The sequence below is a fragment of the Geminicoccaceae bacterium genome (genome assembly GCA_020638465.1).
Classification (GTDB): domain Bacteria; phylum Pseudomonadota; class Alphaproteobacteria; order Geminicoccales; family Geminicoccaceae; genus JAGREO01.
Genome location: JACKIM010000001.1, coordinates 879354 through 892500, shown reverse-complemented (window position 1 = coordinate 892500; position 13147 = coordinate 879354). Strand labels below are relative to the sequence as shown.

Here is a 13147-nt window from a genome sequence, read left to right as displayed (position 1 = left end):
GGTAGTGACGGCGCTCGTAGATGGTTCATCCTTATCGGATTGGATGGGCTGTGAAGGGCGTCCAGGAAATAGCTCCCACATGAGACCGTACCCGAAACCGACACAGGTGGACTGGTTGAGTATACCTAGGTGCTTGAGAGAACGGTATTGAAGGAACTCGGCAAAATACCCCCGTAACTTCGGGAGAAGGGGGACCCCTTGATGGGCAACCATCGGGGGGTGGCACAGACCAGGGGGTGGCGACTGTTTACTAAAAACACAGGGCTCTGCGAAGTCGCAAGACGACGTATAGGGTCTGACGCCTGCCCGGTGCCGGAAGGTTAAGAGGAGCGGTGCAAGCTGCGAATCGAAGCCCCGGTAAACGGCGGCCGTAACTATAACGGTCCTAAGGTAGCGAAATTCCTTGTCGGGTAAGTTCCGACCTGCACGAATGGCGTAACGACTGCCCCACTGTCTCCAATACCGACTCAGCGAAATTGAATTCCCCGTGAAGATGCGGGGTACCCGCGGTCAGACGGAAAGACCCCGTGCACCTTTACTACAACTTTACAGTGGTACTAGGTGGCGCATGTGTAGGATAGGTGGGAGCCATTGAAGTCGAGCCGCCAGGTTCGATGGAGGCAGCCTTGAAATACCACCCTTGCGGCACTTGGTATCTAACCGCGGCCCGTTATCCGGGTCCGGGACCCTGTATGGTGGGTAGTTTGACTGGGGCGGTCGCCTCCCAAAGAGTAACGGAGGCGCGCGAAGGTTGGCTCAGACTGGTCGGAAACCAGTCGTCGCGTGCAAGAGCAAAAGCCAGCCTGACTGCGAGGCCGACGGGCCGAGCAGAGACGAAAGTCGGCTCTAGTGATCCGGTGGTCCCGCGTGGAAGGGCCATCGCTCAACGGATAAAAGGTACGCCGGGGATAACAGGCTGATACTACCCAAGAGTCCCCATCGACGGTAGTGTTTGGCACCTCGATGTCGGCTCATCACATCCTGGGGCTGAAGCAGGTCCCAAGGGTTCGGCTGTTCGCCGATTAAAGTGGTACGTGAGCTGGGTTTAGAACGTCGTGAGACAGTTCGGTCCCTATCTGCCGTGGGTGTTCGAGACTTGCGAGGATCTGCCCTTAGTACGAGAGGACCGGGGTGGACGTACCTCTGGTGGACCAGTTGTCGTGCCAACGGCACAGCTGGGTAGCTATGTACGGAAGGGATAACCGCTGAAAGCATCTAAGCGGGAAACCCACCTCAAAACCAGGTCTCGCTATCAGGGCCGTGGAAGACCACCACGTCGATAGGTCGGGTGTGGAAGTGCAGCAATGCATGGAGCTTACCGATCCTAATAGCCCGAGCGAACTCACCCCCCTCCAGCAGACATGCTGGACGTTCCAACCTTCATACCTGTGTCCAGTAACCAGACAATTTGCATGATCCGCTTGGAGGGCCTGGTGGCCATAGCGAGAGTGAACCACCCGAACCCATTCCGAACTCGGACGTGAAACCTCTCAGCGCCCATGGTACTGCGTCTCAAGGCGTGGGAGAGTCGGTCGCCGCCAGGCCCTCCAAACGGATCACCAGCAAACATGCCTCCTCACGAAATCCACCACCAACGCGGGGTGGAGCAGCCCGGTAGCTCGTCAGGCTCATAACCTGAAGGTCGCAGGTTCAAATCCTGCCCCCGCAACCACCGATACCGACACTCCCGTAGCTGACGCTGCGGGTTTTGTCGTTTTAGCAGCCTTTCCAATCGCTTGCCGCTCGGTCCATTCGAGGATCGTGCTCAACTCGCCATGCAGCGTCGCGTAAATCTCGCCGCGTTCCGGCCCCGGCGTCAGCACGATCTTCTCGATCAGGATGCGCAAAGCCTCGGCTGCCTCGGGTCGTTCTTCGGGGCGATTCAGCGCTTTGGTGAGGGCGGCGATCTTCTTCGCGTAGATGGCCGATGCGGAGGGCAGCAGGTCCGGCGTGTCTTCCGGCGCATCGGTGAGCAGGCCGGCCAGTTCCGCCTTGCGCGCTTCCAGCGCCGTCATCTCGCCCTTCATGCTCTCATGGAACATGCCTTCCTTGATCGCCTCGATAATGCCCCTGATCTGCTTCTCGACCTTCACCAGTTCGGCCTTCCAGCTATCGGCGTTTGAGCGGCGTTCCCGGTTCAGCCGGTTGGTCTCCTCGGCATGGGCGCGCATCGCTTCCGCCGCGATCTCGGGCGACATCATCCGGTCCTTCAGGCCCGCCAGCACGCGGCTTTCCAGTTCCTCCTGCCGGATGGTCCGGCTGTTGTCGCAGGTGCCCTTGCTGATATGGTTCGAGCAGGCGAAGCGGGCGGCGCCGCGCAGTGAATAGGGGCCGCCGCAGCAACCGCAGAACACCAGTCCCGACAGCAGCGATCTCGGCCGCCGCGCGCCGTTCAGCCGGTTCTTGTTGTGATGCTTGCGCACGGCTTCGGTGACATTGGCGTATTTGGCGGCGATCTGACCCTGCCGCTGGCGCACCGCCTGCCAGAGCGTGTCATCTACGATACGCAGTTCGGGCACATCCTTGACGATCCAGTCCGATTCCGGGTTCAGCCGCGAGACACGCTTGCCGGTCGACGGGTCTTTCATATAGCGCAGCCGGTTCCAGATCAGCCGCCCGATATAAAGCTCGTTGTTCACAAGACCGGTGCCGCGCTTCACGTGGCCCCGGATCGTCGTGTCGCCCCAGGGTTTGCCGTTCGGGCCGGGCACGCCTTCGTCGTTCAGCGTGCGGGCGATGGCGCGCGGACCGATGCCTGACGCAAATTCCCGGAAGATGCGACGGACGATATTCGCCTCGGCCTCGTCGATCTCGCGGTCGCCCCGGATCGGATCGCCGCGCGCGTCAAGCTGCTTGACCACCTTGTAGCCATAACACAGCCCGCCGCCCGATTTGCCCTCCTCGACGCGGCCACGAATGCCGCGATGCGTCTTGGCCGCCAGATCCTTGAGGAACAGCGCGTTCATCGTGCCTTTCAGGCCGACATGAAGCTCGCTGATCTCGCCCTCGGCCAGCGTGACGATGGGTACGCCCGCGAACTTCAGATGCTTGAAGAAGGTGGCGACATCGGCCTGATCGCGGCTGATCCGGTCCAGCGCCTCGGCCAGCACCACGTCGAAAGCGCCCGCCTGCGCGTCCTGCAACAGCGACTGGATGCCGGGCCGCAGGATCATGCTCGCCCCGGATATCCCCGCATCCTTGTAGGTTCCGACCACCTTCCACGTCTCGCGCTTCGCCTGTTCGCGGCAGATGCGGAACTGATCCTCGATCGACGCCTCGCGCTGATTGTCCGAGGAATAGCGGGCGTAGAGGGCGACGCGGGTCATGGCAGGCTCCTTCAGGCAACCTTGTCGAAGCGGCTCGGCCGGATCAGCACCTCGGCCGAGATGCCGAGATGGTCGTGCAACTGCCGGATCATCTCGATGGACAGGCCCCGCTTGCGGTTGAGCACATCCGCCACCCGGTTGCGCGGGCCGATCATCGGCTCCAGGTCCTTGCGGGTCAGCCCCTGCTGCTCCATGCGGAAGCGGATCGCCTCGACCGGATCGGGCGGGTCCATCGGGTGATGCCTCTCCTCGTAAACCTCGATCAGCGTCGCCAGCACGTCGAGCCGGTCGCCGTCCGGCGTGCCGCCCTTCGCGCCCCACAGCCGTTCCACCTCGGCCAGCGCCGCATCGTAATCCGCCTCGGTGCGGATGGGTTTCAGTTCAGTCGCCATGTCTGACCTCCGTCACGTCGATCCTGTCATATGCCTTGTGCGTGCCGATCCACTTGATCCAGACGATGGTCTTCTCGAAGTCGACCGCCACCACGAGGCGATAATCGTTGCCCTTGATGTTGAAGACGATGCGCTCGGCGCTGACGATGCTGGCCGTCGCATAGAGCCGCTTCACATCCGCCGAACTGGTCCAGTCCGCCTTGCTCACTTCGTCGAACCAGGCGTCGAGCGCGGCCTTGACAGCCGGCTGGTCCTTCTGCCCCGCGAGGCTGTCGACGAACTGCCGCAAGGTGCGGCGGGCAATGATCCTCATATGTCACCCATATCACGGGACCATAATGGTCACAAGAAGAATGTGCAGATGTCCCGGCGAGGCTACGACAAACCTGCTGGGCGCTTCTTCTGCGCCTTGCGCTCCGCCGCAAGTTTCCGCGCATGCTGTTCGCGGGCGATCTGGCGACCGATCAGCCGGGCGAGGGCGACCATGGCCTCATCGGCGCGGCCCGCATCGCGCCGCGCGCTGTTGGGCGCGGGGGCAGGTCCGATGACCTCGATGCTGAGCCTGTTCCGCTTGACCGCCATTCTCTCCGACTGCTTTCCGCCCGTGAGGGGCTGGCAGGATCGAAGCGCAGAGGGGCGCGAGTGAGAAGCCCTTCGTCGGGCGCGTGCGGTGAATGGGATGCCATGGCGTAGGAAAGGGAGGGGTTGGCGGAAGGATAACAGTGCCGTTCAGGCGCCAAGTCAGGCGTGTTCCACGCAGATCGAATCGCCAAAGCGATGCGTTTCCCATCCTCGAAGGCCTTGGGGTCTCCGCCCCCTGGCGCGGGGCAAGGGATCGCATCCGCTCACCCGGGACGGTTTCCCCGGCCTTCCTTCATTGCATTGCGTGCAGGCCGGGCGATCCCCCTCCATCCCGGTCGCCCTTGCTCCTTGCACCCCCCGGTCTCGCCGACGGGCAGAGGTTGCAGCGCAGCGCTGCGCTGAACCTCAGCGATAAAGGAAAAAGACCATGACCGAGAACAACACCTCCCCCCGCAATGCGATCTTCAACGGCGACTGCATCGACGTGATGCGCAGGTTTGACCGGGCGTCGGTGGATTTCATCCTGACCGATCCGCCCTATGTGACCCGGTTCCGCGACCGGCAGGGCCGCACCGTGGCCAATGACGATAACGGCCGCTGGCTGCGCCCGGCCTTCAACCAGATGCACCGGGTTTTGAAGGATGGCGGGTTTTGCGTCAGCTTCTATGGCTGGAACAAGGTCGATCTTTTCATAGAGGCGTGGAAAGCAGCGGGGTTCCGCGTCGTCGGGCATCTGGTGTTCCGCAAGCGGTATGCCTCATCGAAGCGGTTCCTGCGTTATGAGCACGAACAAGCCTATCTGCTGGCCAAGGGCAATCCGGCGCCGCCCGCGCGCCCGATCCCCGATGTGCTGGATTTTCCCTATACCGGCAACCGCCTGCACCCGACGCAAAAGCCGGTCGAGGCGCTGCGCCCGCTGATTGAAGCCTTCACCCGTCCGGGCGACCTGGTGCTGGACCCGTTCTGCGGCAGCGGTTCCACCCTGGTCGCCGCCGCACAGTTGCGGCGCGACTGGAGCGGGATTGAACTGGACGGGCAGCATTCCGAGACGGCGCGCAACAGGCTGGCCGCGCTGGAAAGCAAGCGTCAGGCGGCTTGAGCAAACCCATTCCGACAAGAGCAACCGCAGGGCCGGGAAACCGGTTCTGCGGCTTTTGATGTTATGACATGAGGTCCCAAAAATTCGCGCCGCCCGGCATGGCCGGATCGGCGCGAGCGGCCCCGCAGAGGGCGCGGGCCGCCGCTCGCCGGGTGCCCCGGCTCGCATTCAGGAAAGTGACGTGATATAAGAAAAGAGTAAGGTAACTGATCGGGTTAGCCGATCCAGTTATCTGATTTTCCCGTCTATTTCATCCTTTGGTTGTGCCCGACACTCGTTCCCCGGGTCATGCGCTGACGGACCCCGGAAAAGAGGTGTCGCCATGCCCGTGAACGATTGGCGCTCACCGGCGGCCTATGGACACAGCAAACATTTCACCGCCGCCGGTTTCGCCTGGGAATATCTCCGCCGCAACGCCGACTATCGGCAGGATTTCCGCGCCACCGCCAAGGTGCGCCGCGAGAAACCGAAGCCGGACGCCTTCCCCCGCCGCTGGGGGTTGCGATTTCCCGCATGACCCCGACATGCCGCCGTGCCGCGCGCCCCTGTTCTGGTCGCCCCGCGCCCGGCCGCAGGTGATCATCCTGTCGCCATTGACGCGCGAGGATGAGGGCGGGCGCATCGTGGCGTTGTCCCGGCTCGGGGGCATCGAATTCCGCCAAGCCGCCGATGGTTGGCATGGCATCTGGATAGCCGGTGGCGTCGCTCATCAACTTTGGCTCCCGGACACGACGCCAGACGATGCGGCCGCCTATACCGCCCAACTCCCCATGGACGCCTTTTTCGACCTGCGCATCCATGCCGCCCGCCGCCTCTGGCGCGCCCTCAACGGTCGCCCTCCCGGCCCGACCTATCACCGGATGCCGGACCAGCTTCGAAACTGGCACATCCTCACCCTCCGCGCGCTCGACGCCCGCGCCAGTGGCGCCAGCTACCGCGATATCGCCGCCGACATCCTCGGCTTCCGGGGCGCGAAGGAGGATTTCGAGATTGACCCACGCAAGAACAAGGCCCGCCGGCTGGTCGCGCATGGCGTCAGAATGCTGAGCGGTGGATACAGGCAGCTGCTGCATTATCCGATCAAGGCGCAGAAACGGCGGTGATGGGCATTTTCAATGGCCGTTGGTATACCGGAGGTGCAGATGCTGCGGCGTGGCTCGTCGAGAGACAGTCGACTGCAAAGACGTCGCTTTCGGCGACGTATTTCTTGACGACCGCCTTGATGTAGCTTAAAGCTACCACATAAAGCAGATCAGCTACACAAAGGCTGCGCTCCGGGCGTTGCGCCGGATGCCTGCCAATACCGCGACGCTGATCCGTTCCAAGATCGAGGCCTATGCAGATGATCCCACCTCGCAGGCGAACAATGTGAAGTCACTGAAGGGCCGGGAAGGCATCAGGCTCCGGGTAGGCAATTGGCGGGTCATCATGGATGACCAGGGAAATATTCTGGCTGTGTTGGACATCGGTCCCCGTGGCGGCATTTATGACTGAAAGGGCATGACATGAACGAGATGGTGACGATCCCCCGCGATGAGTACGACCGTCTACGGGCTGCGGCTGAAGATCTGGCCGACCTTCAGGCCTATGACCGCGCCAAGGCCGCATTGGTGATGGGAGAGGAGGAATTGATCCCCTCCGACCATGTGAATCGTCTGCTGAATGGCGAAAACTCCCTGCGTGTTTACCGTGATCTGCGCGGGATGACTCAGGCTGTTTTGGCCGAGAAGGCAGGTGTGAGCCGCGTGACGGTCGCCGAGATCGAGACCGGTCGCAAGCAGGGATCAATCGCCACCCTTCGCGCCCTAGCAGGGGTGCTGGAGGTGGCGCTGGATGACTTGGCGGAGTAGGAAGGGCGGCCAAGCCGAATTTGTCGACGTTGCAATGTAGCCTTCCCGGCTCCGGTTCAGCCCGATTTAAACGTTCCCTCTTTGTGCGCCGTGGCGTAGGGTTATTTGCAAATGCAGGATACGAGGCGTGGCACAGAAATCTGAGATAGAATGGACGGATGCGACATGGAACCCGGTGACAGGTTGCACGAAGATTGGTCCCGGCTGTGACAACTGCTACGCAGAGCGGTTCGCTGAGCGCTGGCGCGGCATCGAGGGACATCCGTATGAGCAAGGTTTCGATCTGCGCCTGTGGCCGTCGCGGTTAGGGCAGCCAGCCAGATGGAAGAAGCCGCGAATGATCTTCGTCAATTCTATGAGCGATCTATTTCACAAGAACATTCCGACCGAGCATATTGACGCAGTATTTGATGCTATGGAGTCTGCAAACTGGCACGTCTATCAGGTGCTGACCAAGCGATCATCACTGATGCGCAACTACGTCAAACGCCGCTATGACGGTGGACGTGTGCCATCGCATATCTGGCTTGGCGTGTCAGTTGAAGACAGCGCACACAAGAGCCGTATTGAACACCTGCGTCAGATCAATTCGGACGCACGGTTTATCTCATTTGAACCGCTTCTTGGGCCTATTGGTGAAGTCGATTTGACGGGTATTGCTTGGGCGATCGTAGGTGGTGAAAGCGGGCCACGGGCGCGACCGATGGAGCCTGCATGGGCAACCGAATTGCGGTTGGCGTGCGAGCGTTTCGATGTCGCATTCTTCTTCAAGCAATGGGGAGGGCCTCGCCCGAAATCGGGCGGGCGCCTTCTTGAAGGCGAGGAATGGAACGGATTTCCGTGGCAGATTGTGCCGGAAGCGATAATGGCCGAATTAACAGGTTAGGGTGCGAATGGCGAAGAACTTTATCTGGGGGCCGGATGGTAAACTGCCGCGCATCGAGGAACATACAAAACGAAAACTCGACGTTCTCAAGAATTACCTTGACGTTTACTTTGACACTGTCGTCCGCAATCCGGCGCAAGATCGTCTGAATATCACGCTGGTTGACGGTTTCAGTGGCGGCGGCGCATACGCAGACGGCGCAGAGACCCGGGTGGGCAGTCCGCTGGTACTGCTCAACGCGGTTGAGGAAGCTGCGGCCAGATTGAACGCAGGGCGCGAGAAGCCGTTCGAGATCAACGCTCGGTTCATCTTTGTCGATGATGAACCTGAACATGTAGCCGCGCTGCGACGGGAACTGCGCAGTCGTGGTTATGCAGCGGACGATCCACGCATAACAATTCTTGAGGGCACTTTTGTCCATCATCTGCCGACCATCATGCAGCAGATCACCGCAGCGCAGCGCAAAGGACGCTCAATCTTCTTCTTGGATCAGTTCGGATACTCCGATGTGCCTATGTCCTCGATCCAGACCATATTCAGATCGCTGGACAGGGCGGAAGTCGTGCTCAACTTCGCGATTGATAGCCTCCTGAACTATCTGCAAGAAGCATCAGCCGACCTGCTCCTCTATCGCCAATTCGGGATTGATGCCCGATTCATTGCGGACTGGAAACGGCGCAAAGACGAGAATATGGGCCGCGCCATTACGCAGCGGGCGTTGATGGCCCATATTCACGTGAATAGCGGAGCCAAGTTCTTTACGCCCTTCATGCTGTGGTCCCGAACGGACAACCGCTGGATGATGCTCGCCCATCTTTCGCAACATCAAGCGGCCCGTGACAAGATGCTGGGCGTTCACTGGCAGGAACAGAACAGTTTCGTCCATGTGGGTTCGGGTGGCTTGTTTAACCTTGGCTATGATGCTCGGTTAATTGAGAGCTGCGACTCACTATTGAATTTTACAGAGAACGATAGGTCTACTCTTAACAAAGAATTGGTCAGTGCACTGCCGTCAGAGGTGCACCGCATAATGAACGGTGGGCAGTTGGAAGTGTCCCGCCTTCTGTCCGAGATTGGAAACAGAACTGCGGGGACTAATGGCGATATTTTCAAAGTTCTCTCTGAACTCGCTCAAGCTCGCGAATTGGAGATACTGTCCTCGAAGGGCAAGCCGAAGCGCGCTGGGACACAAATCTTGGTCAAAGATCGATTGATCTTGCCAAAACAACCCACACTTTTCTTTCCAGCAAGGTGGTAGGAGCAACTGAAGTCGTTCTGAAATCAGGTCAAGGATCGGGGGTGTTAGCCCGATTTGAAACCGCTGTGGCAGCCGAATGTCGATTTATCTCCGTGCGATCCCGTTCTCCGCAGACTGCTCCAACAACATGCGATAGCCCTCGCGGGTGAACCACTCCGCCCGGTCGAGGTGGCTGCGCCAGCACCTTCGGTTGCGCCACTCATCCCCATCGGGATCACAATCCAGCACGATCTGTGCAACCTCTTTCCAATTGGCGCCATCGGCCTTGGCGTCGAGCAGGCGTAGGTAGGTCACGAAGTGTTGCCGGTCATAGGCGGTGATTTCGGAGCCTGACGGGGCTTCGTCGGCCACTTCGGGGGTGGGTTCCTGCATCATTTCCCCTTCACTTCGGGCCGTGGCTTGCGGTGCGCCCCCGCAATTGGCCCCTTTACCCTGGTGATCGGGGAGTTCGAAACCGTCACGAAACGGCCCCGTGGCCTTTAGGCGGGCAGCCCTGGACATACGCCACGGGCTCCCCGACCATAAGGTCAAGGAGTGTGGTGCCGTCTTGGCCAGCACCAGCCATTCGTGAGGGGTTTCGACGCCCCGGAGCAGCGCGTCTGCTCTGCGAACGTGTTTAGCCGATCCGCTGGGGATTGTCTCTACCAACCGCGCCAGGTTCGCTGTTCACCCCTGAAACACTTTGCTTTTCCCTTCCGCCATTCGGGGGGTGCCGCGAACGCGCCCCCTCAAATGCGGCACGCTACGCGCCGCCGGTCCCTCTCCATGGTTCGCCACAGCCCGCTGCCGTCCCCGGCAGCCGCGACGCCAACCAACCGGAGGGATATTCATGGCCATACCCGACCCCAACATGCCGCCGCGCATGCTGCGCACCCAGGAGGCGGCGCGCTTTCTGGGCATTTCGCTGCGCACGCTGGAAAAGCACCGCACCTATGGCACCGGCCCGACCTATCGCAAGATCGGTGGCCGGGTGCTCTATGCCGTCCGTGATCTGGAAGCCTGGACCGCGCTCGGCGCCCGCTGTTCAACCCGCGAGCGCACCGCCAGCACCGTATTTCCCGCGCGTCCGTTGACCGCAGATGAGCGGAGGCGGCGTTGAGATGGCGAAGGACGACCGCCAGAGCGAGCGCAGCCGCCTCGATCCGTTCATCGCCACCGGCGAGGCCAGCCCGCGCGATCAGCGTGACCTGATGGAACGGCCCTTTTTCTCGCTGGCCAAGCGACCGCGCGTGACGCCAATCCTCTATCGCGCGGCCGATGTTGAGGTGCAGGTGCTCGGCATGCCCGAACACGGTATGGCGACGATCTGGGATGCCGATGTGTTGATCTGGGCCGCCAGCCAGCTCGTCGCGGCCGGAAATGCCGGTCTGACCACATCGCGCTTTTTTCGTTTCACGCCCTATCAGCTTCTACGCGCCATCGGGCGGCCGACCGGCAAACGGCAATATATGCTGCTCAAATCGGCGCTGGCGCGCCTGCAATCCACCGTTGTCGCGACCACAATCCGTAACGGCCCGCATTGGCGGCGACGGCAGTTTTCCTGGATCAACGAATGGGAGGAAATGACCACGCGCGCCGGCCGCGTCGAGGGCATGGAGTTTGTCCTGCCCGAATGGTTCTACAACAGCGTCATCGACCGGTCGCTGGTGCTGACCATCGACCCGGCCTATTTCCGGCTGACCGGGGGCATTGAGCGCTGGCTTTACCGGGTGGCACGCAAACACGCCGGACACCAGCGTGATGGCTGGGCCTTCGAGATTTCCCATCTGCACCGCAAATCCGGCAGTCTTGCGCGCCCGTCCGATTTCGCGCTGGACCTGCGCCGCATCGCCGCGCGCCAGCCGTTGCCCGGATATCACCTTTCGATCCGGCGCGAGGGTCGGTGTGAATTGCTGCGCATTCGCCCCGTCAATCCATCCACAGGCACTGTGGATAACCCTGTGGAACCTATCGGTACATCAGGCGCAACCGGTATCGGCACATCGGGCGCAGGACTATCGGCACATCAGGCGCATGATTCCGTAACCGGTGCAAAAGTCCGGGCGATCAGACCTTGGCGGCGGTGACGAGCTGGGCGAGTGGTGGGATTTCTGTCGTGTATGGTACGGCGAGTCGGTGGCCGAGGAGCTGGAAGAAGGAGACGTCGAGTTTCTGGCAGGTTTTCATGCAGCCGAGCAGGGTATCGCGTGCCTGACGGCCGGCATCGGACCAGGTGCCGCCGGAGATCTTGCGTTTGGTGACGTGGCAGCGGATGTCGTTTTCCGAGCCGTTGGTGTGCAGGGGGATTTCGGGTCGGTCGAGGACCAGGAGGAGTTCCGGTTTGCGGGCATGCAGGCGTGCGAGCAGGCGATCGAGGGTGGCGAAACCGGTCTTGCGCTTGAAGATGCGGTCGAAGCGGGCACGGAGCTGGGCAGCTCGCGACCTTTGCGGGGCTTGTTTGTAAGCCTTGAGATCGGCGTAGAACCACCAGACGAGCTGGCGGAGGAGATCGATGGCACGTCTTTGGCTTTCATTGAAGCCGACGAGCTTGTGGATCAGGCGCTCGGCATGAACCCAACAGAGTGCATGTTGGCCGACGCGGAACTGTCCGGCGCCATCGGAGACGATGACGGTATCGTTCAGCAGACCGTGGTGGTGGATGCTGCCCCACAGTGCGGCCTCGGTGGCGATTTTGACCGGGTCGGGGTGAACATCGAGTTGATCGATACCGAGTTCGCCCAGATGGGCCGAGAAGGCGCCGCGATCGGCGAATGTCCTGGTGTCATGCGCCTCCAGCCGGGCGATCACGGAGCCCGCCAGCGCATGTTTGCGCATGTAGCTGAAGGCGTCGTCATTGAGGACATAACCGCCATGACCGGCGCGCAGCAGTTCGAGAAAATTCACCCGGCTCTTGGAAAACGTCGTCGCGAAGTGGGTGAAGCGGTCATCGCCGATCTGGGTGGTGAAGCCGTTTTTGGCGCCATGCCGGGCGCCGGTGTCATCGACGGTGATCCATTTCGCGCTCTCGAGACCGGCGCGGAACAGCTCCGTGGCCTCGTCATGCAAATCGCCTGGATCATTGTTCAACAGCCGGATGACCTGGCACTTGGAAATGACGATGCCGATCTCGTTCAGCATCGCCGTCAAGCGTTCCGTCGTGACCTGGCCCTGGACGTGCTGCAGAATGATGAACCGCACCAGTTCAGGCCCGAAATGCCCGCACAAGCCCTGGGGCAACGGCGCTGTCACCGTTCGCCCGTCCGGCGTCATCCAGCGCTCCCGGCGATAGCGGATCACCCGGCTCTCCAGCCGCAGATCCTGCACGACAAAATCCTCATACCCCTTGAACCGCGAGCCGGGCGGCGCCTCAACCCCGAGCTTCTGCTCCTCGCTCACCACAGGAACCCGCCGGCTGGCCTTCGACGAACCACCCCGCTTGCCCTTGCCGCCTCGCTTGCCTGTGGCCGTCGATGTTCCGGCCTTCGCTGCCATCCCCGACGGTTTGATCTTCGGCCGCCCTTTCAGCCCCTTGAGCCGGGCAATCTCATCCCGCAATGCTGCATTCTCCGCCTCCAGCAAAGCGACGCGCTCCAGCAGCGCCGCAACCAAATCGCGGAGATCATCAAGGCCGAGTGTGGCGAGGTTGGTGGCATTGGGCTTGGACATAACAAACTTGAATCACGTCCCATCGCTCTTGGGAATCGAGAACATATTCTTATTCCATGCGCGCAGATCAAGCCTCAAAAATCCAGTCCGCCCGGACTTTTGCACCGGT

14 protein-coding genes, 1 tRNA gene and 2 rRNA genes (1 of these 17 running past the window's edge) are annotated in these 13147 nt (G+C 61.2%); 11 read left to right on the top strand and 6 right to left on the bottom strand.

Going from position 1 to position 13147, the window contains the following annotated elements; translation table 11 throughout:
• The 3 genes from H6851_04270 to H6851_04260 all read left to right on the top strand — a co-directional run.
• Positions 1-1343, top strand: a 23S ribosomal RNA gene (locus tag H6851_04270); it begins 1411 nt to the left of the window's first position.
• Positions 1344-1429: 86 nt separating this feature from the next.
• Positions 1430-1544 (top strand): 5S ribosomal RNA (gene rrf / locus H6851_04265).
• Positions 1545-1595: 51 nt separating this feature from the next.
• Positions 1596-1672: transfer RNA gene (locus tag H6851_04260), tRNA-Met, on the top strand.
• Here the strand turns inward: H6851_04260 and H6851_04255 are convergent.
• From H6851_04255 to H6851_04240, 4 genes are all read right to left on the bottom strand, one after another.
• Positions 1629-3326, bottom strand: a complete 1698-nt coding sequence (locus H6851_04255) for a recombinase family protein (protein ID MCB9942820.1) — start codon at positions 3324-3326, stop codon at positions 1629-1631. The two genes, H6851_04260 and H6851_04255, sit on opposite strands and share 44 nt — an antisense overlap.
• Before the next feature lie 11 nt (positions 3327-3337).
• On the bottom strand, positions 3338-3718 hold the full coding sequence (locus H6851_04250) for a helix-turn-helix domain-containing protein (GenBank protein MCB9942819.1): 381 nt from the start codon (positions 3716-3718) through the stop codon (positions 3338-3340).
• Positions 3708-4031 (bottom strand): type II toxin-antitoxin system HigB family toxin, encoded by a 324-nt coding sequence (locus tag H6851_04245; GenBank protein MCB9942818.1) that lies wholly within the window; start codon positions 4029-4031, stop codon positions 3708-3710. Before H6851_04245 ends, H6851_04250 begins: the two co-directional genes overlap by 11 nt.
• Before the next feature lie 62 nt (positions 4032-4093).
• On the bottom strand, positions 4094-4300 hold the full coding sequence (locus H6851_04240; protein ID MCB9942817.1) for a hypothetical protein: 207 nt from the start codon (positions 4298-4300) through the stop codon (positions 4094-4096).
• A gap of 427 nt (positions 4301-4727) precedes the next feature.
• On the opposite strand from H6851_04240, the gene H6851_04235 reads away from it, so the two are divergent.
• The 6 genes from H6851_04235 (at position 4728) to tcmP (ending at position 9393) form a co-directional block, all read left to right on the top strand.
• On the top strand, positions 4728-5399 hold the full coding sequence (locus H6851_04235; protein ID MCB9942816.1) for a DNA methylase: 672 nt from the start codon (positions 4728-4730) through the stop codon (positions 5397-5399).
• Positions 5400-5755: 356 nt separating this feature from the next.
• The gene (locus H6851_04230; GenBank protein MCB9942815.1) at positions 5756-6502 is read left to right on the top strand and encodes a DUF2285 domain-containing protein; all 747 of its coding nucleotides are present in this window, start codon (positions 5756-5758) and stop codon (positions 6500-6502) included.
• Positions 6503-6641: 139 nt separating this feature from the next.
• Positions 6642-6893: a type II toxin-antitoxin system RelE/ParE family toxin gene (locus tag H6851_04225; protein ID MCB9942814.1), complete on the top strand. Its 252-nt coding sequence runs from the start codon at positions 6642-6644 to the stop codon at positions 6891-6893.
• An 11-nt stretch (positions 6894-6904) separates the two neighbouring features.
• Positions 6905-7249 (top strand): helix-turn-helix transcriptional regulator, encoded by a 345-nt coding sequence (locus H6851_04220; protein MCB9942813.1) that lies wholly within the window; start codon positions 6905-6907, stop codon positions 7247-7249.
• A gap of 127 nt (positions 7250-7376) precedes the next feature.
• Positions 7377-8135: a phage Gp37/Gp68 family protein gene (locus H6851_04215; GenBank protein MCB9942812.1), complete on the top strand. Its 759-nt coding sequence runs from the start codon at positions 7377-7379 to the stop codon at positions 8133-8135.
• A gap of 7 nt (positions 8136-8142) precedes the next feature.
• Positions 8143-9393: a three-Cys-motif partner protein TcmP gene (tcmP, locus tag H6851_04210; GenBank protein ID MCB9942811.1), complete on the top strand. Its 1251-nt coding sequence runs from the start codon at positions 8143-8145 to the stop codon at positions 9391-9393.
• 84 nt (positions 9394-9477) lie between these two features.
• Here tcmP and H6851_04205 read toward each other — a convergent pair whose 3' ends face one another.
• Positions 9478-9765 carry a DUF2285 domain-containing protein gene (locus H6851_04205; protein ID MCB9942810.1) on the bottom strand — a complete coding sequence of 96 codons (288 nt, stop codon included), beginning with the start codon at positions 9763-9765 and terminating at the stop codon, positions 9478-9480.
• A gap of 457 nt (positions 9766-10222) precedes the next feature.
• Here H6851_04205 and H6851_04200 point away from each other — a divergent pair, with 457 nt between their 5' ends.
• Together H6851_04200 and H6851_04195 are read left to right on the top strand one after the other, a co-directional pair.
• On the top strand, positions 10223-10492 hold the full coding sequence (locus H6851_04200) for a helix-turn-helix domain-containing protein (GenBank protein ID MCB9942809.1): 270 nt from the start codon (positions 10223-10225) through the stop codon (positions 10490-10492).
• Entirely contained in the window at positions 10473-11459 is a 987-nt protein-coding gene (locus tag H6851_04195) for a replication initiator protein A (protein ID MCB9942808.1), read from the top strand. Before H6851_04200 ends, H6851_04195 begins: the two co-directional genes overlap by 20 nt.
• Here the strand turns inward: H6851_04195 and H6851_04190 are convergent.
• Entirely contained in the window at positions 11440-13038 is a 1599-nt protein-coding gene (locus H6851_04190; protein MCB9942807.1) for a transposase, read from the bottom strand. The genes H6851_04195 and H6851_04190 overlap by 20 nt on opposite strands.
• Positions 13039-13147: the final 109 nt, after the last annotated feature.